Genomic DNA, 24,411 nt, shown 5'->3' with positions numbered 1-24,411 from the left:
AGTGTGCAGTTTCCGTTGAATTTTCATAAACTTCGCTATCTTAGTATAATTTTATTATAAAATTGATTGAAAGATAAGAAAAATATATAATTTTAATAACTAGCAATAGATTTTTTCAATAGCAAGGAGGAGGCAGTGTTATGAAATTTCAGGATTGGGAAATGCTCGCGACCTTGTATGAGACAGAAAACATTACGCAGGCAGCAGAACGACTATTTCTCTCCCAGCCGACTTTAACATCCCGATTAAAAAATATGGAGAACTATTACGGCGTGCAACTAATGAACCGGAAACAACGAGGAGTCACGTTTACCCCTGAAGGTGAGCAACTGGCTCAACATGCCGTAAGAATGCTGTATGAGCAGCGTAAGATTGAGGAAAAATTACACAACATGAAAAATCAAGTAGCAGGGACACTTCGAGTTGGTGTTTCCAATTTCTTTGCACTAAATAAAATGCCGAAGCTCCTCCGCTTGTTTAAGCAAAGTTATCCAGATGTAGAATTTCAAGTTGTGACAGGTTGGAGCAGTGAAATGCATCGCCTGATTTCCAATCATGATGTACATATTAGTTTTATTAAAGGGGACTATGCTTGGAATGAACAAAAAGATCTTCTTTACGAGGAAGAGATTTGTATTGCTTCTCCGTGGCAGTTTCAAATGGAAGACCTTCCAACCTTACCGCGGATTGATTACTATACAGATGAAAAAATGCGGTCTCTTGTGGAACATTGGTGGTATAACAATTACAAGCAACGACCAAATATTAATATCCAGGTGAACCAAGTCGAGACGTGTAAGGAAATGGTCATAAACGGGTTGGGCTATGCGATTTTAGCTAATTTAGTTGTGCGTCCACATCCAGAGCTTTTCATTAAACCACTATATTTGCCTGACGGAAAGCCAATTACACGAAAAACCTGGATGTATTATCATGAAGATACCCTTGAATTAAATATTGTAAAAGCCTTTGTGCAATTCATTCAAACGATTGATGTGAAAGCATTGTAAAAAAGCCATTTTTTCTATCTTAAATTTATATGTTTAATAGAGTCAAATCCCGGTAACAGTATAGTAGAATCATAAAGGATTCTTTTAAATAACTAACGGAGGTGGATAAGATGGCTACAAACGAAAAGTATAAAACAGGTGAAAATGCACCAGAGAGCGGTAAATACAAGGTTGATAGTCTAGTAAATGGTGGATCAAACAACGATGATACAACCATTGACATCGAAAAAGGAGAACAATTCCCTCCTTCCCCTTCAAGTAATGATGCAGCGTATTGGGTAAAAGCATAAAAGTGAACACCCTCCTGGTAATAAATCAGGAGGGTGTTTTTCTGAGTTTATAAAAAAATTTAATGTATTCCGCGTATTATATTTTGGAGCAACTCTTTTTAATTTATATTATTGAAAGAGGTATACTAAATAACGTTGAAGCTATAGAAAACGGAGGTTATTACCATGAGTAAAGTTGCAATTGTAACAGGTGGCGGCAGCGGACTAGGACAAGCTACAGCTGTTCGTCTAGCAGAAGAAGGAGTTAACATTGCGGTAGTTGATGTTAGTGAAAAAGGCGGGAATGAAACGGTAGAAAAGGTAAAGAATGCTGGAGCTGACGCTATTTTCATCAAGGCGGATGTCTCCAAAGCAGAAGAAGTAAAACAATATGTCGATAAAACAGTAGAAAAGTACGGCCAAATAGATTATTTCTTTAATAATGCAGGAATTTCCGGAAGTGGCGAATACTTCTTAAATACAAAAATAGAAGAAATTGAACAAATCGTAGGTATTAACTTATTAGGTGCACTTTACGGTGTTCGCTATGTAGCAGATGTAATGCTGAAAAACGGTGGTGGAGCGATCGTGAATACTGCTTCTAGTGCAGGCGTAATCGGACAGGATTCTGTGGTTACATACTCTGCTACGAAGCATGGTATCATCGGCTTAACTAAAAGCATGGTTGCGGAATACGCGAAAGACGGACTACGTTTAAATGCTATTGCACCAGGCCCAACTGAAACACCTATGGTTAAAGCTTTCTATGAAGCGAATCCAGAAATGAAAGAAAATGCGGAAAGTGGCATCCCACAAAAGCGTTTAGGAACACCAGAGGAAGTAGCAGAGCTTGTAACCTTCCTATTGACTTCAAAAGCAGAATATATCAATGGGGAAGTAATCCGCATTGATGGTGGTTTTACGAACACCAAATAAGATTTAAAAAATAGATAACATTACAACTCTTTAAAAATGCGAAAAATAAATAAAGCATAAGTGACGGCTTAATCACCGCTATGGAAAATACTACGCTAAATTGTATAAAACACAAAAAATCCGGACGTATCCGAACCATTTATAAAATAGTTCACTAACCGTCCGGTTTTTCTTATTATATTTTCTTTAGTAACTATTCTTCATCATTTATTTCCATATTAATTAAGACTGCTTACCAGGCTTCCCCAAATAATAAATAATGCTGCGGACTATAAGACTGTGAGTATTGCTAGCATTAGTTCCATGAAAATCCACCTTTCGATTGATTAACATGCAACTGGTATGCAGCATAGTTAATCCCTAACTTTTAATAGTCGTAGAGCATTTAATATGACAATAATAGCTGCCCCTGTATCACTCAATACAGCTAACCAAAGTGTGAGCCAGCCTGGGAAAACCAAAATAAATGCGATAAGCTTAACAATTACCGAAAACCAGATATTTTGTTTAATAATGGCTAATGCTTTTCTGCTTAGCTTAATGGTATGTGGCAATTTTTCTAGATTGTCAGCCATTAACACGATATCCGCTGTTTCCATTGCAGTATCAGTTCCTGCCCCACCCATAGCGATTCCTAAGTCAGATGTCGCAAGTGCTGGAGCATCATTAATTCCGTCCCCCACCATTGCAACTTTGTGGCCTTCACTTTGTAACTGTTTAATTGCCTTAACCTTATCTTCCGGTAATAGTTCAGCAAAATAACGCGTTACGTTCGCTTCTTTTGAGATCATTTTTGCAGTGCCTTCATTATCGCCTGTTAGCATGACGACTTGGTTTATCCCAACTTGTTTCAAGCCATCTAATGCCTTCACAGTCGTTGGGCGAATCGTATCCGAAACAGCAATAACACCTAGTATTTCTGTTTGTGTACCTATGATAACAACTGTTTTTCCCTGACCCTGTATTTCGGTTAGTTCAGGGTTAATTTCACCAAGTGGGATATTCATTTCTTCAAATAATTTTAGATTACCAGCAAAATAAATTTCTCCATTAATGGTTGCTTGGACACCTTTACCAGCAATACTTTTGTATAATTCTCCAACCTTCGCTTGAAAGCCTTTGTCTTTCGCATACCCAACAATCGTTTTCGCTATTGGGTGTGTAGAGTACTCTTCTAATGTCAAAGCGACAGAAAGTAGCTCGCCTTCTGATATGGTTAGTGGCGTAATCTCAGAGACTTTTGGTTTCCCCTCTGTCAATGTTCCTGTTTTATCAAACGCGATAGTCTTAATAGCGCCAGCGCTCTCTAAGAATGTCCCGCCTTTAATAAGCACACCATTTTTCGCAGCATTTCCGATTGCAGATACAATAGCTACAGGTGTGGAGATGACTAGTGCGCAAGGGCAAGCAACAACTAATAATGCAAGTCCTTTGTACGTCCATTCTCCCCATGGTCCCAACCCAAGAAGTGGAGGAATAACGATCACAGCTAGAGCCAGCAGAAACACAATAGGGGTATAAATGCTTGCAAACTTATCTATAAATGCTTGTGTTGGTGCTTTCTGTTCCTGGGCTTCTTCTACTAAATGGATGATTTTTGAGATAGTTGTATCTTCAACTAATTTCGTAACTTTCACTTCAAGTGAGCCACTTTCATTAATCGTACCTGCATAGACAGTATCACCATTCATCTTATCAACCGGAATAGATTCTCCTGTGATTGGTGCCTGGTTAACACTTGTTTCACCTCGGATAATTTCACCATCGAGTGGAATTCTATCTCCAGGCTTGATCACAATGACCTCTCCAACTCTAACCTCATCTACTGGCTTTTTAATTAATTCTGAGCCAGCCTTAATCCAAGCCTCTGATGGCGCCAAGTCCATTAAATTACGAATAGATTTCCTTGTTTGTTCAATAGACCTATTTTGCAGTGCAGTACCGATTGCAAATAACCACACTACCGTTGCCCCTTCAAACCATTCACCTATAATTGCGGCTCCGATCGCAGCTGCTGACATCAAAACATTCATGTCCAACGAACCACTTTTTATAGCAAAATATGCACTCTTCACTGGTTTAGCGCCACTTATCACAATTGCGATAGCATAAAGAATCGTCGATATAATTGGAGCAAGCCCACTAAAAGAACCAATAAAGCCAAATGCTATTAATAAACCAGAAAGAGTAGTCTTACCGCCATACGTGCGCCTCTGTTTCGTTGTTTCCACAGGTTGGCCTTTGTTTGAAAGCAATGTAGCACGGTAACCGAGCTTTGATACTTCTGAAACGATATCTTCAACTGAATTTTCGTGTTCGAGTTTCATTTTACCAGTCGAAAAATGGACATTTACACTTTTAACAGCAGGATGATGATTGAAGTGGTTTTCAATACTTTTAGCACAACTTCCACAGTCCATACCTTCTACATCATACGTTTTAATCTTCTTATTTTGGTTCACTGGATCTATCTTGTAACCTAGCTTTTCCACCGTATTTTCTACTTGGTCGAGGGAACCATTCTCGCTTGCTACTACTTTTAATTTCGCAGTATTATAATTTACCTTAGCTTCTTGAATGTTACCTAGGCTACGCACCCCTTTTTCAATGGTTAAAGCACAGGATGGACAATCCATTCCTTGTACGCTGTATTCCATTTCCTCACCTGTTAAAGGTGATTCTGGATTATCTTGTGGAGGTGTAAAGGAGCTAGCGCAACAATTGGATACCTCTTTCTTTGGTGTATGAGATTCTGGTTCATCCTTTTCATTACTACAGCAAGATGTTATTTCCTCCTGTTTATTGGATGCCCCACTACAGCAACCGCTTGCTTCTATGGGTGCAGCTTTAGGTTGACCACTGCAGCAACCTTGTTTATCTTGAACAACTTCAATATTAGTTGGTCCACAGCATTTGTCTGCCATTTATTTTCAACTCCTTAATCTATATGACTGTCACAGCAAGCAACATCCTTTTCCACATCTTCTAGAACCACATCAATCATTGTTAAAAGATCTCGAACTAGTTGGTTACGCACACGGTAATAAACGTATTTTCCATCTTGTCTCCCTACAACTAGCCCACAGCCTTTTAAACATGTTAGATGCTGGGATATATTTGATTGATTGCCATTAAGGTCTTGAACTATTTGAGAAACGGTCTTTTCATCTTCTTTTATACTCTCAAGAATTTGTACTCTTGTTTTATTAGAAAGTCCATGTAAAAACTTCATTTTTGTATCGATATCAACCTGCAACATTCCATTATCCCCCTCGTTACATTAGCTAATACTAATATGTTTGTTAGCATCATATTACCGGTTCCTAATATGTGTGTCAAATAAATACTTGTCCTTAAAACAAATAAAAAAAAGAAGCATCTAGGTAAATGCTTCCTCAGTCTAAAATATATCCTTCGCTTCTGCTGGTAGGTTACGAACCTGTTTTAAATAAGCCGTCATATTTTGGTCATCTTCCATTGGATAAGTGAAATTAAAATGTGCCGCAACTTCTTTTGCAAGGACTCTAAATAATTCGCATGTAACAAATATGGACTCCCACATATTTTCATAATCTGCATCCGAATATGTCTTTTCATACATTTTCCAATACGAATCAGGTAGATAGTTTTTAAAATATTTTCCTAACTTTCCTGGCGAAACTTGAAAATCTGTTTGTATTCCAATCCACCAGCTAACCATGTTGTCTAGTGCATCTCTCATTGTTAGCTCAAACATCTGTTTTGCGTAAGGTAGTTCATCACGCCATATACCTTTTGCAACATTTTGCGAACACCACCAAAAGTTATTTGTATAACCGTCATATATAGCTTCTGATGGCTTTTGCACATGATAATCCACATCAGTCGGCTGCGCAATTGATGGCAAGATATTATCTTTGTCTAACAAAGGGATGGTGAGCTTATCTTTTTCATACTCCTCCAGCATTTTCTCTTTTGTTAAGAGCCGTAGGTCGATTCGGTTGCCGTCTGTAAAAAGCATTAAAAATCCATACGAGCTAACAGAGTTATTCTCCGCTTCTCTACCAAAGTCGTTCTTATCAGGTTCTTGCATCATACGTAATTCACCAAAATCACGAAGCCACGTCTTATCTTTGATAAATGGGTTTGTCTCCGTCACAACATACACAATATCATAGTCTTGAAAGATATCCTTTGGGACATTCGAATTTGTTCTAGACCCATTCATATACACTGCTCGAATTCGTGCATCATTCTTAGCTGTATGTAATATAATCTCCATCATTACTTGTTCATTCCGCAATGAGTTCCCTCCATTCTTCTAATTTAAAATTAATTCAATTTTGTGTAATTCCTCACCGTTTTAACACATAACTTATTAACCTATCTTGCTGTTTAAACCCTGTTTTAAAATAGATGTGATTTGCTGGACCATTGGAATACTGTACAACCAATTTAATCTCTTTAATAGTTGGAAAGGAAAACATCTCTGTCACTGCTTCTTTTAACATCTTTGTTCCCAGCCCACTATTCCGGCACGCTTTTGCTACCCCTACATATTCTAAGGAAGCTTCTGCTATATCTGGATTCACTTCAAAATAGGCATAAGCTTGAATTTCTTTTCCCTCTTCTTTGAGAATCTTTAAAATATTAACAGCGCTTAACCTTTCCTTAATTGCATCAGCATTATAATATGTAGAAGGAAAAATTTGGTTGTGTAACTTTTTAAATGAAAGAAAGTCACTTTCTTTCAACAAGGTACTTTCCATCTTGGTTACTTTTCCAAAATCTTCCTTCCTCAACTCCAAAAGAAGGTGTTCTCCTGTTACTTTCGCTTTTATTTCATCCATAAAAATCTGCTGTTGAACATTCTCCTTATTAATAAAAAAATGGAACACGTTAAGTTTAGGATTTTCCTGAAGTAGTTTTTCCCACAGCAGATGTTGTAGTTGAATAGAAGAAGTCTGGTTGAACGGGCCCCATACTTCTGCAGTATCCCCGTCGATATCCACTCCAATTGCTGCTTCAATTTCTCCTGTATTACTCCGTGCTAGTAGAAACCTTACATCCCCATTATCACCGGTGAAGTCATCCTTTAATGTGTGATAGATTTCCTTTGCCTCATCACCACAATAGCCAATGTGTGAGCATTTTTGATTGTTCAACCTGGTTAGGAATAAGGACAACTCTTCTAAATTACTGGCTTTTTCTATAAAGAGCTTCAATGATTACCCCCTCCACTCATGTAATATCTAAGAATCTCCCTAGTCCCTTAACTAGCCAAAAAATGATCCTAAAAGGTAAGATAATTAATTCCGGAACCCATATAAGGATATCCACTAAAACATCCCACTTCGTATAGTGCTGGTAATCCTTACTGGCCCTTCTCGTCTTGGCTTTCTTCCTCTTCCACCATTCTTTCAATCTAGTTCACCTCTAAAAGTTATTTATCTTTCTTAACAAAAACAACATAGGAAAGAAACACGAGATAAAAGAGCCCTAATTGTGAGCTAATAACATATGAAAAGTATGTGACATAGTAATCTGTTGTCAGCATCACACTTTCTTGTCCTAAACGCATATAACGTGTAACGAGCTCTGGAACGAGGATGGTTGCAAGAATGATAGCAACCATACATAGCAGAAATTTCCCTTTATTCGACAACGAAATCACTCACCTTTATTAAAATTCAATACAAAAAGGGTGCAGCTTCTCATCTAAACAGTATTCAATTCTTTTCCTGAAATTTGCCCATTTGACCATTTCTAATGCCTGCTCAATAGGAAAAAAGCCTACCTCCAAGCTCTCAGGACTTGTCGTTGGTTTTCCACCTATCGGCTTTGCCAAAAATAACGTATTGCAAATCGATCTTTCTACGTTTTGGAACATCCCACAAAATCTTGTAAGTTCGACTTCTATGCCTGATTCTTCCATCGTTTCTCTTATTGCAGCCTCTTTCAGCGACTCCCCTTCTTCTACCTGGCCTCCAGGCATCTCCCAACCTCTTCTAGGCCCTTTTATTAGAAGGATCTCTTGGTTTTCATTAAGTACGATTGTTGCCGCAGAAACAATATGTTTTGGTGGTATCATCTGTCAGCCTCCTTTTTGTATAAAATTTTCACTTGAACTTATGTATTTCACAGATTATTAGTCAGATAGAAAGTCCTTTGCCATAAAATAAGCTCTGGCAGTGAAAAGCTGGGTTTTGATCTGATTTGTTCTTATTAAATGACCCACTTCCTCAAAACCAACGGTTGTGACCTTAATATCTTCTGTACAGTCCAAATCTTGATCAAACTCTTTATGTGCATCTAAAAGGAGATATGTTGTTATCTTATTCGTCTGTGTAGCAGGATTAACCATAAATTCTGCTAATTTTATAGGTTGTTTTTCTGTGATAAACCCGGTCTCTTCTCTTATTTCCCTTACAATTCCCTCTTCATTAGATTCATTACTCTCTGGCTTTCCAGCTGGTATTTCAAGAAAAAAATCTTCCCCCGCATGCCTATATTGTTTAACAAGTACTATCTCTCTATCTTTTAAGAGCACAACCGCATTAACCCAGTCAGCATGTTCTTGAACATAGTATTCATCTATAAGGAAACCATTCGGAAGCTCACATTTATCTTTCCTCAAATTTCCAAATGGTGTTTTATAAATATATTCCGTGTGTAATGTTTTCCAACGATTCACAAAAACTTCCCCCTTCCTCTAAATTGCTTTAATCCAAATAGCACCCACACTTAATTGTTAAAATAATCCATACACTAAACTATTATACATAACTACAATGTACGATAACAGAAATTTTAAAAAATAAGCGGCAAATCATTTTATATCATGATACATTCAAGATGTGTTAACTATAAATAGAGAGTAGGAGAAAATGTATGTGCTCTAAATTTGAAATTATACCAAACTACCGTCTAGCCTATATGCGCCAAGTTGGCCCTTATGGTCCTACCAACATGAAAACAATGGAAAAATTAAAGGTCTGGGCTAAAGAGAAAAACCTTCTTATTGATTCAGCAATTGTACTCGGGATCCCACAGGATAATCCTGAAACGACTCTCCCTGAAAGGTGTAGATATGATGCCTGTATTGTGGTCACAGAGGATTACCCTCTTGATGGCTCTCCAAACGAGGGAAGATTTGCTGGTGGGGAATATATAGTGTATAAAGTTAAGCATACACCTGAAGCTGTGAAAGAAGCATGGGCTGCAATCCATACCACTATAAAAAACAGTGGTTACCAAATTGATAACAAACCTATTTTGGAAAGATATACAGTTCACATGGTTAACTCTGGATATTGTGAATTGTGTATTCCAGTAACTCGTTAAATTACCTTTAATTATGTAAAATGACGGGGTTAAACTAACATGCAGTAATACACAAAGAGGATGAGACATAAGAAGATTAAACGAGAAAAACTGGACGCTCAAACGAAGTATTGTAGAGAGTCCCTAATCTTTTTGTATCTTAATCACACTTTAGCGAAGGAAAAATGTGGAGACTCCAGTGGGAACAGCACGAGTCCGAAGGCCCCGCAAGAAGCGATTTATGCTTCTGAGGAGACTAAGGCCGTGCCCACGGAAAGCGGAGCATTTTCCGGAGCGGTAATTAAGCAGTTTTTTTTTATTATATTTCGCGTTTTAAAAAGACTGGGACGTTATGTCCCAGTCTGAATCTATTTACCGAAAAAGGTCTAAGAATTTTTCCCAGATTCCTTTTTCTTCTTCTTTCGGTTCTTCTTTTGTTTCCGGTTCAGGAATTTCAATCCCTTCCGTTTTTAGGACAAATTGAACTACTTCCACGTTTTCATTTTTATCGGAAATAAAGGAGCTAGGTTCATAATCCGAGTTAGCAAACTCTTCCATCATGTCATCTGTTTCCTGCTCAATTTGACCAGGAAGATCACTAGTAGCTTCATGCAATTCTTTCGTACCGTCATGTAGCTCACTTACACCATCACGAGTTGCAGAAGTTCCGTTTCCCAACTCCTGAATTCCCGCATCTAACTCTTGGTAGGATGAAGTCAATTGACCTACTCCATCTGTGTAACCTACTAACCCGTTATGGAATGTCTGATACTGCGAGGATAGAGCAGAAAATCCTTCTTGCATTTGAGCAATGGAGTCTAAGCCTCCTGTAGAAGCCATGGCATTCTCAATCTCTGTTGCCATTGTTTCTAAGTTGGAAGCCATCTCTTGCGTAGCACCCGACGATTGTTCTATTGCTCCTGACACCCCATTAAATGCTTCTTTCACGGCATTGTACGTTTGTTTGGCTGTATTTGCAGCCTGGTAAGTTTCGACTAGTTTCCCAACCACTTCTTCATCTGCGTTGCTTTCTTTCAGTGCCTTTATCTGCGCTTCACTAATTTCATAGGAAGGAATAGCAGCCATTGCTTTTTCAAGTTGCTGATTAGCTTCGCTGTATCCTTTTTCCAATTCCCCTAGTGCCTGTGCAGATTCTTTTAAGCCATTTGCAACATCACGTAGGTGGGAAGGAAATTCCATAAGTGCACTTACATCTAAATTTCCTGTACTGTCTTGAACCGTTTGATTAATAGTGGCTAAAGCGTTCTTTATCTCTGCAGATCCATTGACCAATTCACTGGAGGAAGAATTTAGTTCTTCCATCCCATTCCGGTATTCAGTGGACCCGTCTCCTAATTCTTGTGCACCTTGATCAAGTTCAGATACACCATTTTTTAGATCACCAACACCTGAATGAATTTCACTTATAGCATCAGCCAAATCTTGCATTTCACCTGTCACTCCGCCAAGATCAGGGCTTTCAATCGACATGGAGTTTGGCGCAGCATTTATTTCGATCGGATCCATTTCAAAATTGGTAACATCTGAGGAAATAATATACGTTTCTTCCTTATCAGGCATGACAGAGAACGTAATTTGTTTATTTTGCCCCGCATTGGCCTTTGTTCCTTCTGGTGCCTGTATATTATCAAAATTCGCTGGATCTAGGGTAACCGCAATTTGTAACAAATAGTTTTCAAAGAACTCAGGATCCACCTCTTCATTTGCAGATGTAGAAATCTGTATCTCTAATGTCCCGCTCTGTCCAGCTAGATCCTGTGGCTTTACTTCTTCTCCATCCAGTATATACGTGATCGAGATGTCCCACGGCAGTGCCTTATTCTCCATATTTCCCTGGTAATAAAATTCCTTATCTTCAGCTTTAAATTCAACTGTATCTTCGCTTTTTACAATGTCAGTGAGATTGCTTAAATTACGAACAGAGGTATATTCACCATAATCCACAATCTCTCCTGGGTCTGTCACACGAAACGTATTTACAACATACATATCTTGCAATTGGCCGCTAGCAGCCATATTTCCATAAATCACTTCATCTTTTGACGTATAATCGCCCGCTTTTTCTTCCTTCACCTCATCAGCAAAAGCAGTTGTTGAGAAGGAGGAAAATACGAGCATTGTGCCCAATAGTACTGGAACAGTTTTTTTATTGCGCAATGGATCATTCCCCCTTGTAAAAGTTTGGTTTCCATGTTGTTTTTTCGATAATACGATCAAGTACAATTAGCATAGCTGGAAGTACGAGGACTACCATAATGAATGCAAGTAATGCTCCACGTCCTAATAATAATCCAATTGAGCCAACAATCTGATTGGAAGATGTCAGCCATAAAATAAATCCGACACTTGATAGAATGGATGCAGATACTCCAATAGAGAATATCTTTTCATCGATGGTTTTCCTTACAGCAGGTAACACACGCATTTCTTTGCGATTTTCTTTATAGGCTTCCGTTAACAAAATTGCATAATCGACAGTTGCTGCCAATTGCACTGTACTTATAATCAAATAACCTACGTAAACCAGTGATATATTTGTAAAGTAAGGGATAGATAAATTAATCCATACCGCAGACTGGATAGTCATCAGTAGTACGACTGGGAAGGAAAGAGAACGGAATGTTATAAGCAGCACGATTGCGATTGCAACTACTGTTAAGACATTAACAACCGTATTATCCTCTTCCACCACATTCTTCATGTCATACAGGGTGACACTTTCTCCTAATAGATGATAGTCATCATTATAATACTGTGAAGCTTTCTCTTTTAATTGTTCAATGAAGGCAAAGGTCTCCTCCCCTTCATTATCCACAGCTGAGTTTATGATAATTCGACTGTAATTATCTGAAAAGAATTGTTCCGTAACCGATTCATCGAGATATTCAGCCGGTATCGCCGGACTAATTGCATCTACATACGATACAGTACTTTTTACTTCGGAAAAATCTTTTATTTCTTGAACCAATTCTTCTTCTTTTGCAATGTCTCCCTTTGGAACTAACAGAACCATCGGGGTATGTTTATTATACACTTGTTCTATCGCAATAGAATCACTTCCAGACCTTGTTGAATCTGGTTGCTCCCCCATTCCATACATAAAGTCGGTTTTACCCTGTCCTAAGTATGCAGGAACAATCAATAATAATAGAATGAGCAATGCTGGTATACGAAACTTAATTAAGGTTTTCCCAACATTGCGGATGCTCGGCAGCAACTGTTTGTGCTTTGTTTTATCGATCCAGTGGTAGCACATCAAAGTTAAGGCTGGCAAGAATACCATGACACTAATAAAGCTAAGTGCAATACCCTTCACCAGATTCACACCTAAATCTGCTCCAATTTCGAAATCCATAAATGTCAGTGCAATAAAACCAAAAAAGGTAGTAGAGGCACTTGCCACGATTGCTGGAAAAGATCGCTTCATAGCCATTTGCATAGCTTTGGCTGGTGTCTTTTCTGTCTTGCGATAATCTGCAAAACTATGCAGTAGAAATATAGCATAATCAAGCGATACTGCTAGCTGCAAAATTGGCGCCACCGATTGTGTTATGAAAGAGATCTCACCAAGAAAGATATTTGTACCTAAATTAATCAGCACAGAAATTCCGATAGCTGTTAGGAAAAGGGCTGGTTCTGCCCAAGAATTGGTTGATAGGACCAAAATTAAAATAATAATTGGTATGAGCAATGCTGCTGCATACATGGACTCTTTCCCTGTCATCTTCTGTGAAGTTGCGGTATCTAGTGCTTCACCAGACATCGCATTGCCTTCTCCGATTAATTGATAAATGGCATCCGTTGTTTCCACTTCCTCGCCTTCCTCAATATGGAAAGAGAACAGGGCATTTCCTTCCTTATAATAGGATTCAACGGTATCCGGGTCGGCCATTTCAATTGGTGTTTTCACATCAAGGGCGTCATCCAGCCATGTTACTTCAGACACGCCCTCTATTGCTTTAAGCTCTTCCTTAAAAGCCAAGGCTTCTTGAATACTGACATCCCGCATCATCACACGGGTATTTGCAACAGCCCCATCAAATTCCTCTTCCATGACGTCCATTGCTGTTGTAGACGGCGTATCCTTTGGTAAATAATCCACCATATTATAATTAACGGATACCGCAAATTGCGCAAATACACTAAGTATAGCTACTATAATAAATGTAATAACAATCGATTTTTTTCGTTTAATAATCTGTGATGTCCAGCCGATTGAAGCTCACCCTCTCTTGCGTCCTTTATTGAAATCTTATATATTATAATATACACCGTGTTGGATTAACAACAACCAGTATGCTAGTTTACGTACAATATCCGACGGAAATAGCAATAGTGTTGGATAAATATGTGAAGAAAGTGTGAATTTTTATGACTAAAAAACTGGACAGACGAAAAAAATATACTCGAATGGTCTTAAAGGATAGCTTGATCGCATTATTGAAGTCTAAGCCTCTCTCCGCAATCACTGTAAAAGAGATATGTAATCACGCAGATATTAATCGCTCTACCTTTTATACACATTACAAGGACCACTACGATCTGCTAAATAGAATTGAAGAAGAGATTATTGCAGATATGAATACTTATTTAAACGCTCATAACTTCGCCCAGAAAGAAAAAGCAATGCAAACCACGATAAAACTATTAGAGTACATTAAATCAAAGCATGAAATTTGCTATACCCTTCTAATTGAAAATAAAGATACATCTTTTGAGGAAAGAGTTATGGAGGTAGCCCGCAGTTTCTTAATTGATAATTGGACGGTTGAGTATGAAGGGGATACTGCTGATTCTGCCTATATCAGCACATTCATTATTAGTGGCAGCATTCACGTCATTAAACACTGGCTTTCCCGGGATATGGACAGGACACCTCAACAAATTGCAGACATTATTAATACAGTTTGCTACAAGGGGATTGAATAGGTGTGACGTAACGGGAGATTCGCTATAAATGGTTCCTCCCTTTTTTTAAGAAAACAAAAAGTTTCTCTTTAAAACACTATCTCTTAGAATCAAAAAAAACACATGACCTTAATCAAAGAAGTTAAGGACATGTGTTGAAGTTTTACACATAAAAAAAGGACTCTAATTAAAGAGTCCTTTTATCATTATGCTTTAGTAACGTTAGTCGCTTGAGGTCCGCGTTGACCTTCTTCAATTTCAAAAGAAACTGCTTGACCTTCGTCTAAAGTTTTGAAGCCTTCTCCTTGGATAGCTGAGAAATGTACGAATACATCATCTCCACCTTCAACTTCGATGAAACCGAAGCCTTTATCTGCGTTAAACCATTTTACTGTACCTTGTTGCATGTTTGTTTCCTCCTGCGTGGTATTCCCACAATTTATTACTATTAATGCTCAATTTAGATAAAAGGTGAAGCTGTCTTGCGATACTTTCCTCTCAGATCGAGACCGAACAAAAATAATTCTTCTTTAGAATAACAGATAAAATTTAGATTGGCAAGTCTTATTCGGAATTATTTATTGAAGAAAGAATTTAAAAGCTAGAAAACCTTAGTTTGTAGTCAATTTTAATCATCGAAGATACTCTACATTTAATGCAATTATGGCTACTTGAAATCGATGGGCTTCAGCAGCAGTATATTTATCTCCATTGATTTTTGCCGTTCTAACATGTAATCTGATCTATTTTAAAAAGCTGCTAGCTAAAGGGGAATGAGATTGTCTATGAATGAATAAACAAATCTAGAGGGTAGCCTGCTTAAGCTACCCTTTGTATTGTTGCTGTAAATTGACGTTATGCAGCGTTTGCTTTATTTACTTTGGTTTTTGAAATCCCAATGCCACTAAATATATAAATAAGCGCGAAGATAATTCCAAGGTATGTCATGGGTGCATAGAGGAAGAACTCTCCTGTTGAGACTTGCAGAGTATCTGCAACAAATGCACCTGTTACACCCCACGGTATGATTGGAGATAGAGCGGTTCCGGTATCCTCCATCGTTCTGGACCAATTTTTTCGTTGCAGACCAAATTTATCGTATAACGGACTAATGATTGGACCAATAACGGCGTATGTTACATAATAACTACCTGTTATGGTAAATAGAATGCCATGTAAAGTTAAACTAGAGGTCATCATTGCTTTCCCACTCTTAGCAAACTCGACAATCTTATCAAGTAAAACTTGTATTACTCCTGCTGATTTTAATGGAGATCCGAAAATAGCAGCACTAATCAACAAAGCGACTGTGCCTAACATACTCGACATACCGCCACGTTGAAGTATCTCATCTACAATTGGCACGTTTGTGGAAGCAGTATAGCCTCCATCTAAGGCAGTGAACACTTCCAACAGCTCTCTCCCCTGAAAGATTACCGCCAACAGACATCCCGCAATAATCCCTACTCCGAATACGGGAAGTGTCGGTTTTCTAAAATAAATTAACACCAATACTAAGAGAGGTGGAAGAATTAAAATCGGATTTAAAGTAAAATTATTGCTCAATGTGGATAATATGAGTTCCACACTCTCATTGCTTTCAATTTGACCATTAAATTGAAATCCTAAAATAAAATATAGGATTAGTGAAATAATATAGCCTGGAATCGTGGTCCACAGCATATGTTTAATATGGTCCACGATTGGCACGCCGGCCATAGCAGGCGCCATAATGGTTGTGTCAGATAATGGAGATAGCTTATCCCCAAAAAACGCTCCGACTACAATTGCTCCTGCCGTGTAATGTAAAGGAATACCGAGGCCAATGGAAACGCCCATAAGCGCAACACCCACTGTACCAATCGTTCCCCAAGAGGTTCCCGCCATAATGGACATAACCGAACAAATAATTGCCGTGATAATCAGGAATAAGGATGGGTCAATACTTTTCAATCCATAAAACACAATTAATGGAATGGTTCCAGACAACATCCAAACACCAATTAGCATTCCAACAGCTAACAAAATTAATATCGCTGGAAGCATTGATTTTAATGTTTCTACAAGATCCTCTTCAATTTTACTCCATTTAATCCCCCAAATGAGAGATAAAATAATAACAAGTACCCCAGCAGAAATTAATACAATCGTGGTGGGTGCGTCAAGATATAAAATTCCGCCTAAAACTACGGAAAATGATAAGACGAGTAGTAATATGGCTTTCCAGGTTGATAGTTTCATATGTAGTTTCCCCTCGTATAGTATATTTAGGCATTCATTTTTTGCCTATCTTCTCTTCCAATAAATTCATAATTAAAATAGCGGTTGAATTTAAACGCAAGACGTTTGTCTGGTTATGCCGGGATAAATATCTTCTTCATTAAGTTTACCTCCATCCTAAATTCGTTTTCTGTCGTCAATGGAGGTTAAAAAAACACACAAAAAAACAATGATAGAAAAATAACCTATCATTGTTAACAATATGGTATCTTCCATTCGATCAGTAGTCCTCCATGCAGACGTGCATGACAGTATGCCTCTTGTTAAAAGACATCCCAGCAATAATAAGCTTGACCCTTATTACACTTCGGCGAGCATCCCTTTCATCAATCATCTCTGATGTCATACTCCAATTGATTACTAATAATGTTCGCGCCTCTACCTCACCGAGTTGGTAAGGTAATTATTAAATTTTTCAGTATAACTATACATGTCTACTTTTATAATTGCAAGAATATTGTTTTTTGTCGATTGGTTTTGTTATATATTTCTTTCACACCGAAATTCCGAAGTTTCCAGTTGATTCTTTCTATAAGAAAAGATTCCTGTCTACCTCATTCATTGCTTCACTTAACCCCATCGCTAATAACAATAGAAATCCAAACCCCATCACAACACCATTCCCTAGCAATCCAATAATTAAAAAGGTAAGTCGTCTAGACTTAATCCAAGAAAAGATAGCTAATACAATTCCAATGGCTGATAAAACAATAAAAATGGTAGCGTCTATATGAATATTAGGATTCGGTCCCCTAAAGAGGAATATAATGAAGCAAATAAACACCATTAGTAGGGAAGCAATACCTAATATCATACCTGTTTTCTTCTTACTATTCATCGAAACTTCTCCTTAATTAGAAAATTATATAGAAAGATTTCCTGTTTATGGTCACCTTTCCCCTTACTTCCGCCAAAACGTGGAACACTCTGCTTTGTCCATCATATTAAAACGAATCATCTTGTCGAGTAATGTGTAATCAACAGAACTTTCCCACGGGATTCGGACAAGCTGCTTTGTATAATCATAACCAGCCTCTACAATGTCATGGGAGAAATGGTTAATTCCTACCGCCTCTGGGGCCACAGCTAAATGTTTTTTGGAAACACTAAATCCAATTATATAGGTGCCATGATCCGTGAACATAGGCTGGTTCCAAGCTATTCTGGACTTTAGATTAGGAAAGGTTTCCTTTACCCAACTCAAAACCTCTAGCATTCTCTCTTTATGTTGTGGGTCAATTTGCGCTACATATTCTTCCAACGTTTCCATCGTGTTCCCTCCTATTTTTACTGATAAAAAAAAATACTTATTAACCAAAGTTCCTGTCCAAGAATAGAAGGAAATAACTCGCTGCGCATAGAAATGCAGCAACTTGAGTAATCAGATAGACAGAAAGCTCAGTTGAGGTTAATTTCCTTTCTCTCTTAATCTTTTTAAAATATCGGTAAAAATAGAAGGAGCATAAGAGTATTACAATAGCCGATAATTGAAATACGTTTTCCAATATATTTACCAAAATATCACCTCATTGAATACCGATCTTTAAAATCCCTTATTTACCCTAAATCTGACCGACAAGACCGGCAGTAAGTAGTAAAAAAATATGTAGGAGAATATTAAAGGATTAAAATATCCATTTAAAAGAGTATGCATCCAAGTATATCGTAACATTGATGCGGAGCACTTTAATAGATGAATTTTCGAAATTTTTTTCATTATCTTCACGAATGATCCCATGCTGGGGAAGGAAATAATCTAGTTTTACTTCTCGCTCTTTACTCCTCCTTTCTTACATTGAACTTTTAGGAAAAGGAGAGCTCCATTAGATTATGAGCTCTCCCAGTTTATGCACTATTCTTCATCATTTCCATTTCCCAACGTCATGCCGCCATCAACAACCAACTCCGCTCCCGTACAATAGGAACTCTCATCAGAAGCAAAAAAGGCGACAGCTTTGGCGATTTCAAGTGGTTCCCCAATTCGCCCTAATGGTACAGTTTGATAATATGCAGGAACCTCTTCCCCATTTTTCGCCATGTCGGTATTAACCCCACCTGGGTGTATCATATTCACCCGAATACCTTTTGGACCTAGCTCAATAGCTGCAGATTTAGACATCGCCACTACAGCCGCTTTACTTGCAGCATAAGCGGAAGAATGCGCTATAGGAGAAAAAGCAGATATCGAAACATTATTTACAATTGCACCTTTTCCTTGCTTCTCCATATAAGGAATCACCGATTGCATTCCAAGGAATACCCCAACTTGATTGACGTTAATTAACTCCAGATACTCTTCCGCCGAGATCTCCGTAAAAGGCTTACGTTTTAAAATACCAGCATTATTTATTAATACATCAATTCTCCCAAATTCATCGACAATATCCTTAATCGCTGTTCTCCAACTACTTTCCTTGGTAACATCCAATTGCACTGGATAAGCACGTTCATTCCCTATTTCTTCTACTACTTCTATTGCACTTTCGTAATTTCGCGCACCAACGATTACCTTTCCACCTAAATCTGCTAGATGTTCTGCAATTGCTTTCCCTTGTCCCCGATTCGCTCCTGTTACGAGAATGACAAGATCTTTTAAATTAGGCATAAAAACTCTCCTGACTAGATTTTGTTTTTCCATATATATCAATTAAATCCTTAACGAGCCACGAAACCCTCTAGAACCATAATAGGATTCCGCTCCATTATGATACAGGAAGACGTGCCCAAAGCGACGGTCACAAAAAAGAGCTCCGCCAAGCTCTCTAATATCAACCGGAGTTGCCACCCAAGTTGATGTTTTCTTGTCAAATTCCTCAAGTTCTTGTAATGCTCTATATTGTGTTTCCGTTAGCATCTCAATACCCATATCTGCCGCCATATCTATCGCGGTATTTTCTGGCTTATGTTTTTTTCTTGACTCTAAGGCTCTCCGGTCAAAGCAAACACTTCTGCGACCTTTAGGGCTTTCCTTTGAACAATCGTAAAAAATATACTCATCCTTCTCACCATCATAATGGACAACATCTGGCTCTCCTTCTGTTCTTTCCATTTCATTCAGTGACCATAGTTTTTCATAGCTTCCTTCCAGCTTTGCTTGTACCTTTTCCCATTGCAGCTCTTCATGACGATGCATGTTTTTTTCAAAACGTGCTTTCAATGTATTTAATAATGTTTCACGTTGTTCTTGCGATAGTTCCTTCTTATTACTCTGAGCCATATTTATTCCCTCCTTATTTATCTATCACATCTTTTAAAAAATCAATCTTTCTAAGGTCTTTATTATTATTCTGATCTGCCCGGTAACTATCCAGGGAGGACGCCTCATAAACGGCTAAGTATTGACTTTTAGTTAATAAATAATACTTAGTATCCCCTTCTTGATGGATCTCTAAATCCTCTAAAGGCACCCCTGCAAACTCGGGTAATGTGTCCATAATACCAAATTCAACTGACAGCTCTCCATTTGAGAATTCATGCTCATGTAAGTCAACTAAGGTGTAGCCTATTGAACTCATTACCTCAACAATCTTTTCCCAATTATGTATTGATAATTCAGGCGGTACCTCCCACCCTCTTTTGTCTCCCCGAACATGTATATCTAAGTCTTGAGCCTGCCAACTCTTACCTGTTACAACTTCTAAACCTACTGAACCCATTAATAGTGGAATAATATCCATATCATTTAGTTTTTTGGTGATGCGCATAAACTCGGCAAACTTATTCATTAGGTCCTCCAGTTCGTTTCATTTTACCATAATCTAATTTCATTCTTGTTTCGAAATCTCAATCTCGCTTTCATCCAATATCCTTAAGTAGTCTAAATACACTTTTTCATTTGAAAATCCGCTCCCGTTTACAGAACGCTCTGGATAGGCTTCGTGATGCTGTTCATCATATGGAATCCATCCTATAGACATATACTGTTCGGGGAAAAAACGATAATAAAATGTATCCTCTTGTTTAGCTGCTCCAAATTCTGAAAGTGAATCCATAAAGGCCGCCCATTCCTCTGATAGTTGGAACATGCCGTATGATTTCTCTTCAAAGGAGACTTCCGTCATCATTTGTACTCCTGGTTCGTAATGTTCTATCCCTTTAATAATATGGTATCCTCTATCCTTCCGTAAATAAAACGCTGCATAGCTCAATTGATCTTCGGGATGGATATTCCATACTACCCTATAGGAAGAAGGGTGATTTCTGTCGACTTTCCAAAGCATTGGTGTTCCTGTCGTATCAATGGAGGCAATTCTCCATTTATGTCTTTTCCACACCCAATAGCTCAAACTGTAATCATCGTTTTTAGAAATAAAAGGTACAAGCACATTGTGGTCATCAACAGAAATCGTGTCTTGGATCTCGCTTGCTGCCGCACTAGGAAAACTGTTATTCATTTCTTCGATTAATCGTCCATTAGTTGGAAAAGAAGTGGGCTTAGAAAAATAAAACCAATATATAATTGCAAGCACTGCAAGAGTTAGAATACCAATTACGATAAGCCAAAGTCTTTTTTTCATTACTTTTGCTCCACCTCCTCTATAACCGATTTTTCGGCGCGAAAATAAAGTTGTTCATTCGTTGTTGAAAGTAATATGCCTTTTCCATCCGCTTCAATATAGATCATAGAAAGAAGACCACTTCCCCATTTAGGTGAAGTTCCAATGAGCTGATAGGGAAAACGTTCATTTATTTCATTTAAATCGATATCTATGACTGTATCTTCGTACCATTGGATACTATCAACGCCTTCTTGGTCTAAGGTTGGGAGTTCATTTAATAGAGTTTCTTTATCTAGTGAAGCTTCCTTCCCTGATGGGTGGATCGTTATCAGAGAAGCGTCATTAAGGTTTGCTATATATGTAGTTGGATCATCTTTTGGATAAATAACTTCATGGATTGGTAATGCAAGTAAAGTAGATGCCAAGAATAGATAATTCGCAAAAAATCCTAACCAGGCATAGGGACGATAAACCTGCCACCGCCCATTTTTTCTTCTCAGAAATTGATACAATATCCATACACCGAGTGGCAGGACCGCAAACTCTATTAATGCGTTAAACATCTTCCAATGAATAGAGAATGAGAAAAGTCCAGCCAAGATAACAATTAAAATCTTCCATATCTTTGGTTTTACCATTTGCTTCTTATAAATACGATAAGTAAAAAAGGCAATGACGCTCCATGCTAAAACCACCGTTAAAACCGTGATTATGTTAAAAGTATAATTTATATTAATTCCAGACACCTTCTAACCAATTTATTTCGTTCTATCATTATTTAATTATAATTACCATCAAAGTTTAGAAGGTAGCGTGTTCCTTAATATCCGAATCTGGCCCCTATGATTTAATTCATCTTCAAAGGTATGAAACCATATAAAATAATTATTGGCAGACACACCACCCCAAGGTGCCTCTTCATATAACCACTCATCTTGTTTGCTTTTAAACTCTTCCAACGTTCTACTACGAACATCTTCCAATTTTTTAATGTAGAATTTTAAGGGGTTACCTTTAATCTGCTCTCTCCCTAATTCACCAAGGTCATAAGCAGCTCCCCATTCTTCCATCTCTCGCTCATTCGGCTTTCTATTCTCAAAGAACTCAACTTGAAATCCAAATTCAACCGCAGCCATATGTAGTAATAATGCACCGATTGAATTGCCAGTCTTTTGTGGCAAGTAATCCAACTGTTCAACAGTTAATCCTTCAACCGCTTTTAATGTTGTATACCGTGCATAATTCATCATAGATACCAAATGACCTATTTGAGGCGAGTACCCTTGTATATCTTCAACTTTAAACGTTTTATATTTCTCAAAAATGCTAACTGCTCTCACTCCCTCTTTTCCTTTTAACAATTGTATTTTCACCAAGTACATTTTACCATATATTCAAAATAATCTATTTAAGCTTTTCACCTTTAGATGCAGTTGAAAATGTTATAGACGGAAATAAAAACCGGTTCTTATTTGAATCCAGCATAAATTTAGTGAGTTATTCTAAATGATCTTCTTTGTAAATAACCTTGTCACAATCCGAGACTCTATGCTTTTCTCCCAAACATAAATATTCAGTAGTTATAGACAGTAATTATTCCAATCTAAAGTTCAACATACTTTTTCCAACAATCTCGTTTCCTTCTTTCCACAAAAATTCTATAGCATACTGTGCATTGCTATTCTCTTCCCCCACTTCAATTTCTAAAGAAGCAGTGTTCGTATCTATTTCACCCTTTTCTATTGCATTATAATTATCGGTATCTATTTGATGAAAATATATTTCAGTAGGATGGGGTTCCATTTCGCTCCATTCAATTAATAACTTATCGCCTAGTTCCACATCGCCAGAATGGATCTCCGAGTATTTATATGTGCTTCCGTCACTACAATTATTCCAACATACTTCGTCATAACTATTATCAAATAACAGACCATCTGAATTGATTTTTTTAATAGTAGGCATTGCCATAAATGTAAACTTCGGAAGCTTTCCTCCAGTTACTTCAGTCTGCTGGCTTGTTTTATCAATGATAATATTCCCTATGTATTGAGCCTTGTTAGCAGAATCAATAAAGTTAATCTCTAATACATAATTCCCTTCACTTGTTGGGAAATGAAATTCTCTATTATCTTTTAAATTAATGTTCGTTTGCTTTCCATTTTTCCACAAGGAAGCTGTTATCGTTGGGTCCGTCCAAATATCTCCACCATTTTCTTCATTCTCTTTAAATTCCAAGGAGGCTTTTTGATTTGGAGAAACCCTTATTTCATTTTGCTCTAATGCAAATTCTTCGATATTATCGATTGTTTCATCTACTTCTCCGCTCGATGAACGCCAACTAACATTTGCTTCTGTTAATTGTGTTTGAAGACTTTGTAAACCAACTTGTAAATGAGCAGCTGGAACACCAACATCATAATCTTCGCCAAAGCACCCTGTCAGTAAAAATATAAACAGAATCCCTGCAAAAATTGTACGCTTCGTGTTTTTTATCTTTTCAACTGCTTTGGAAGGACGAATAACCTTCAGCCTTTGAGCACACTTAAATATTCTACCCAAGGCCCGACATCCTCTCTATACCTTTCTGACATCACTCTTATTATCTGAGATACATGTGTTAAATCATGAACCACCCATGTGGAGAGTAATTCTCGCAGTTTCACTTTCCCAAATACGGGGTGTTCTCCTGTTAACTCAAACTGTGAATCCTTTGTAATTTCTACCCTAACAAACTCAATATTTCGTCCTCGCAGCCGTTTAAACTCCTCCAACTTTTGACAAATAGAGTTCTGAGACGGATTGGTTAGGTGAGCATCACGATCAAAAGGTGGGAATACTCTATTTCCCCTCTCCTCTAGAATAGTTTTTATTCTTGGGATCCAATTGCTTTTCTCGCACTCAATTAAATGATCAACCACCTGGTTTGAATTCCATGTTCCTTCTCCTTCGTTGCATTGCAACCAATCGTCTGATAAGCCAACCAATAAGCTTTCTAATGTCTTTGGCGTTCTTTCTAAAACCTCGATTGCTTCTTTGAGATTAAAATTCATATATAGCCCTCCTTCAACCTTTCCTATAAATAAACAAGGCAGAGACGATCATCTTCGGTATTGCTTGATGTGAAATTATGCTGATTAAAAGATAGATACTCCAACACAAGCTTAGCACTTCTATTATTCTTTT

At 37.7% G+C, this 24,411-nt stretch carries 26 protein-coding genes and 1 riboswitch; of the genes, 5 read left to right on the top strand and 21 right to left on the bottom strand.

What is annotated here, in order from left to right; translation table 11 throughout:
- The first annotated feature begins 140 nt into the window (after positions 1 to 140).
- The 3 genes from K3T81_RS11895 to K3T81_RS11885 all read left to right on the top strand — a co-directional run bounded on the left by K3T81_RS11895 (position 141) and on the right by K3T81_RS11885 (position 2,215).
- Entirely contained in the window at positions 141 to 1,010 is an 870-nt protein-coding gene (locus tag K3T81_RS11895; RefSeq protein ID WP_238020296.1) for a LysR family transcriptional regulator, read from the top strand.
- Between the two features lie 110 nt (positions 1,011 to 1,120).
- A complete protein-coding gene (locus K3T81_RS11890) occupies positions 1,121 to 1,300 on the top strand; it encodes a YjzC family protein (RefSeq protein ID WP_238020295.1) in 180 nt (59 codons plus the stop codon).
- A 165-nt stretch (positions 1,301 to 1,465) separates the two neighbouring features.
- Entirely contained in the window at positions 1,466 to 2,215 is a 750-nt protein-coding gene (locus tag K3T81_RS11885) for an SDR family NAD(P)-dependent oxidoreductase (protein ID WP_238020294.1), read from the top strand.
- A 353-nt stretch (positions 2,216 to 2,568) separates the two neighbouring features.
- Here the strand turns inward: K3T81_RS11885 and K3T81_RS11880 are convergent, their stop codons facing one another.
- The 7 genes from K3T81_RS11880 to K3T81_RS11850 form a co-directional block, all read right to left on the bottom strand.
- Positions 2,569 to 5,139, bottom strand: coding sequence for a heavy metal translocating P-type ATPase (locus K3T81_RS11880; RefSeq protein ID WP_238020293.1), 2,571 nt, complete (start codon positions 5,137 to 5,139; stop codon positions 2,569 to 2,571).
- 14 nt (positions 5,140 to 5,153) lie between these two features.
- Positions 5,154 to 5,474: an ArsR/SmtB family transcription factor gene (locus tag K3T81_RS11875; RefSeq protein ID WP_036577367.1), complete on the bottom strand. Its 321-nt coding sequence runs from the start codon at positions 5,472 to 5,474 to the stop codon at positions 5,154 to 5,156.
- Positions 5,475 to 5,615: 141 nt separating this feature from the next.
- Positions 5,616 to 6,497 carry an aminoglycoside 6-adenylyltransferase gene (locus K3T81_RS11870; protein WP_238020292.1) on the bottom strand — a complete coding sequence of 294 codons (882 nt, stop codon included), beginning with the start codon at positions 6,495 to 6,497 and terminating at the stop codon, positions 5,616 to 5,618.
- Between the two features lie 52 nt (positions 6,498 to 6,549).
- Positions 6,550 to 7,419 (bottom strand): GNAT family N-acetyltransferase, encoded by an 870-nt coding sequence (locus K3T81_RS11865; RefSeq protein WP_238020291.1) that lies wholly within the window; start codon positions 7,417 to 7,419, stop codon positions 6,550 to 6,552.
- Between the two features lie 218 nt (positions 7,420 to 7,637).
- Positions 7,638 to 7,859 carry a hypothetical protein gene (locus K3T81_RS11860; RefSeq protein WP_238020290.1) on the bottom strand — a complete coding sequence of 74 codons (222 nt, stop codon included), beginning with the start codon at positions 7,857 to 7,859 and terminating at the stop codon, positions 7,638 to 7,640.
- 18 nt (positions 7,860 to 7,877) lie between these two features.
- Positions 7,878 to 8,285, bottom strand: a complete 408-nt coding sequence (locus tag K3T81_RS11855) for an NUDIX hydrolase (RefSeq protein ID WP_238020289.1) — start codon at positions 8,283 to 8,285, stop codon at positions 7,878 to 7,880.
- A gap of 57 nt (positions 8,286 to 8,342) precedes the next feature.
- Positions 8,343 to 8,888 carry an NUDIX hydrolase gene (locus tag K3T81_RS11850; protein WP_238020288.1) on the bottom strand — a complete coding sequence of 182 codons (546 nt, stop codon included), beginning with the start codon at positions 8,886 to 8,888 and terminating at the stop codon, positions 8,343 to 8,345.
- Between the two features lie 197 nt (positions 8,889 to 9,085).
- On the opposite strand from K3T81_RS11850, the gene K3T81_RS11845 reads away from it, so the two are divergent.
- Entirely contained in the window at positions 9,086 to 9,538 is a 453-nt protein-coding gene (locus K3T81_RS11845; protein ID WP_238020287.1) for an AraC family transcriptional regulator, read from the top strand.
- 351 nt (positions 9,539 to 9,889) lie between these two features.
- Here the strand turns inward: K3T81_RS11845 and K3T81_RS11840 are convergent, their stop codons facing one another.
- Both K3T81_RS11840 and K3T81_RS11835 read right to left on the bottom strand, forming a co-directional pair.
- Positions 9,890 to 11,695 carry a methyl-accepting chemotaxis protein gene (locus tag K3T81_RS11840; protein WP_238020286.1) on the bottom strand — a complete coding sequence of 602 codons (1,806 nt, stop codon included), beginning with the start codon at positions 11,693 to 11,695 and terminating at the stop codon, positions 9,890 to 9,892.
- Positions 11,696 to 11,699: 4 nt separating this feature from the next.
- Positions 11,700 to 13,643 (bottom strand): efflux RND transporter permease subunit, encoded by a 1,944-nt coding sequence (locus tag K3T81_RS11835; RefSeq protein WP_238020285.1) that lies wholly within the window; start codon positions 13,641 to 13,643, stop codon positions 11,700 to 11,702.
- Positions 13,644 to 13,909: 266 nt separating this feature from the next.
- Here K3T81_RS11835 and K3T81_RS11830 point away from each other — a divergent pair, with 266 nt between their 5' ends.
- The gene (locus K3T81_RS11830) at positions 13,910 to 14,467 is read left to right on the top strand and encodes a TetR/AcrR family transcriptional regulator (RefSeq protein WP_238020284.1); all 558 of its coding nucleotides are present in this window, start codon (positions 13,910 to 13,912) and stop codon (positions 14,465 to 14,467) included.
- A 185-nt stretch (positions 14,468 to 14,652) separates the two neighbouring features.
- Here the strand turns inward: K3T81_RS11830 and K3T81_RS11825 are convergent, their stop codons facing one another.
- From K3T81_RS11825 to K3T81_RS11765, 12 genes are all read right to left on the bottom strand, one after another.
- Positions 14,653 to 14,853 (bottom strand): cold-shock protein, encoded by a 201-nt coding sequence (locus K3T81_RS11825; RefSeq protein ID WP_106895877.1) that lies wholly within the window; start codon positions 14,851 to 14,853, stop codon positions 14,653 to 14,655.
- Positions 14,854 to 15,301: 448 nt separating this feature from the next.
- Positions 15,302 to 16,687, bottom strand: coding sequence for a Na+/H+ antiporter NhaC (gene nhaC, locus K3T81_RS11820; protein ID WP_238020283.1), 1,386 nt, complete (start codon positions 16,685 to 16,687; stop codon positions 15,302 to 15,304).
- Between the two features lie 255 nt (positions 16,688 to 16,942).
- Positions 16,943 to 17,115, bottom strand: a riboswitch (Lysine riboswitch).
- A gap of 140 nt (positions 17,116 to 17,255) precedes the next feature.
- Positions 17,256 to 17,564, bottom strand: a complete 309-nt coding sequence (locus tag K3T81_RS11815; RefSeq protein WP_238020282.1) for a hypothetical protein — start codon at positions 17,562 to 17,564, stop codon at positions 17,256 to 17,258.
- Between the two features lie 63 nt (positions 17,565 to 17,627).
- Positions 17,628 to 17,996, bottom strand: a complete 369-nt coding sequence (locus K3T81_RS11810; protein WP_238020281.1) for an iron chaperone — start codon at positions 17,994 to 17,996, stop codon at positions 17,628 to 17,630.
- Positions 17,997 to 18,578: 582 nt separating this feature from the next.
- A complete protein-coding gene (locus K3T81_RS11800) occupies positions 18,579 to 19,331 on the bottom strand; it encodes an SDR family NAD(P)-dependent oxidoreductase (RefSeq protein WP_238020280.1) in 753 nt (250 codons plus the stop codon).
- A gap of 42 nt (positions 19,332 to 19,373) precedes the next feature.
- Positions 19,374 to 19,943 (bottom strand): DUF4256 domain-containing protein, encoded by a 570-nt coding sequence (locus K3T81_RS11795; RefSeq protein WP_238020279.1) that lies wholly within the window; start codon positions 19,941 to 19,943, stop codon positions 19,374 to 19,376.
- A gap of 13 nt (positions 19,944 to 19,956) precedes the next feature.
- On the bottom strand, positions 19,957 to 20,451 hold the full coding sequence (locus K3T81_RS11790; RefSeq protein ID WP_238020278.1) for a phosphoribosylanthranilate isomerase: 495 nt from the start codon (positions 20,449 to 20,451) through the stop codon (positions 19,957 to 19,959).
- 39 nt (positions 20,452 to 20,490) lie between these two features.
- Positions 20,491 to 21,243: a hypothetical protein gene (locus tag K3T81_RS11785; protein ID WP_238020277.1), complete on the bottom strand. Its 753-nt coding sequence runs from the start codon at positions 21,241 to 21,243 to the stop codon at positions 20,491 to 20,493.
- Positions 21,243 to 21,920, bottom strand: a complete 678-nt coding sequence (locus K3T81_RS11780; protein WP_238020276.1) for a hypothetical protein — start codon at positions 21,918 to 21,920, stop codon at positions 21,243 to 21,245. Before K3T81_RS11780 ends, K3T81_RS11785 begins: the two co-directional genes overlap by 1 nt.
- 99 nt (positions 21,921 to 22,019) lie before the next feature.
- Entirely contained in the window at positions 22,020 to 22,475 is a 456-nt protein-coding gene (locus tag K3T81_RS11775) for a DinB family protein (RefSeq protein ID WP_238020356.1), read from the bottom strand.
- 343 nt (positions 22,476 to 22,818) lie between these two features.
- Complete coding sequence (locus K3T81_RS11770; protein ID WP_238020275.1) at positions 22,819 to 23,787, bottom strand: hypothetical protein; 969 nt, start codon at positions 23,785 to 23,787, stop codon at positions 22,819 to 22,821.
- Positions 23,754 to 24,278 (bottom strand): DinB family protein, encoded by a 525-nt coding sequence (locus K3T81_RS11765; RefSeq protein ID WP_238020274.1) that lies wholly within the window; start codon positions 24,276 to 24,278, stop codon positions 23,754 to 23,756. The genes K3T81_RS11770 and K3T81_RS11765 overlap by 34 nt, the downstream gene beginning before the upstream one ends.
- Between the last annotated feature and the right edge of the window lie 133 nt (positions 24,279 to 24,411).

It is taken from the genome of Oceanobacillus jordanicus (assembly GCF_022095695.1).
Lineage (GTDB): Bacteria > Bacillota > Bacilli > Bacillales > Amphibacillaceae > Oceanobacillus_B > Oceanobacillus_B jordanicus.
Note: the sequence above shows the minus strand (reverse complement) of the source record. Positions and strands in the feature narration are given on the sequence as shown.